The sequence below is a fragment of the Gemmata algarum genome (assembly GCF_034097035.1).
GTDB classification, from domain to species: domain Bacteria; phylum Planctomycetota; class Planctomycetia; order Gemmatales; family Gemmataceae; genus Gemmata; species Gemmata algarum.
In genome coordinates this window covers 1-779 of record NZ_JAXBLV010000115.1, presented here as the reverse complement: position 1 = coordinate 779, position 779 = coordinate 1, and the positions used below count along the sequence as shown (strand labels likewise).

Annotated in this window: 1 protein-coding gene; it reads right to left on the bottom strand. The window is 72.0% G+C overall.

All coding sequences use genetic code 11. From position 1 onward, the window contains the following. The coding region (locus R5W23_RS10950) for a transposase (protein WP_326522215.1) at nt 1-779 on the bottom strand (779 nt) is incomplete at both ends.

Below are 779 nucleotides of genomic sequence, written 5' to 3'. Positions count from 1 at the left end.
CGTCTGTTCACCGCCGCGCAGCCGCGATGTCGCGACGTGTTTGGCCCCGGGAATCGGGTGCGGGGCGGCTTCGGTTGTTTCGGCCCGCGGGTGGCTTGCCGATACCGCCCCAGGTTCGCACACCGGGCCAGTCCCTTGAGCCACTCGGCCATCTGCCCGACCGACCACGCTCCCAGCCCCGCCCATGTTTCGACCGGGACGGCGATCCACAGCCCCGGGCACGCACCCGACACTTCCAACGCCCGGTGGTAGTCGGAGACCCCGCCCGCGACCGCCGCACCGTGGGCCGCCCGCAACGCGCCCTTGACGGCGGCAGGCACGTTCCCGACCGCCAACGCGACGCCGAACCCGAACAACGCCGCCGGCGGGTACCCGAGCGTGTTCACCTCGCACCTGAGCACCGTCGTCAGTCGCAAGAACAGCCCCTCGACCGACCACCGGCCCCGATACAACTCGGCTACCGCCGACGCAACCGCCACCTCGGCGGGCAGGTTGGTCAGCACTTCGAGGACCCCGTCCCGAGCGGGGTGGTCCAACGTGAGCCGCACCCGCCGCACCGCCCGTTCGGCCCCATCCGGTTCGGTCAGCCAGATCGTCTGTTCGGACCGCGTCCCGGTGTCGGTCCGGCCGACCGCGGCCCCGTCCGACTCCCGCTCCCAACTCCGGGTCGCGGCGTGCCGGCGGATGACGAACGAACCGTTCCGTTGGGCGATCCCGAACAGGAACCCGGTGGTGCCGAAGTTCCGGTCCGCGACCCACACGCCGTTCCCGGCGACCGT